Annotated in this window: 1 rRNA gene; it reads right to left on the bottom strand. The window is 44.8% G+C overall.

Going from position 1 to position 270, the window contains the following annotated elements:
• Positions 1-166: 166 nt before the first annotated feature.
• A 16S ribosomal RNA gene (locus H4J50_RS19245) occupies positions 167-270 on the bottom strand; the annotation flags it as partial.

The raw sequence follows: 270 nt of genomic DNA, 5'->3' as shown, positions 1-270 counted from the left end.
CACCCTTATCAGGGGTGCGCTCTAACCAGCTGAGCTACAGACCTATTTCTCTTTCAAGAATTTACGTCCGAAGCTAGCATGTTTGGACTTCTTCTAATTTGTTATCATGTAATTTGTGTAGACACTCGTAGAACCGAGGTTCTCATTAAGCTGTTTTACTTCAAGATAAGGAGGTGATCCAACCCCAGGTTCCCCTAGGGTTACCTTGTTACGACTTCACCCCAGTCATGAATCACAAAGTGGTGACCGTCCTCCCGAAGGTTAAACTAG

The organism is Colwellia sp. 6M3, from assembly GCF_014077595.1.
Lineage (GTDB): Bacteria > Pseudomonadota > Gammaproteobacteria > Enterobacterales > Alteromonadaceae > Cognaticolwellia.
Note: the sequence above shows the minus strand (reverse complement) of the source record. Positions and strands in the feature narration are given on the sequence as shown.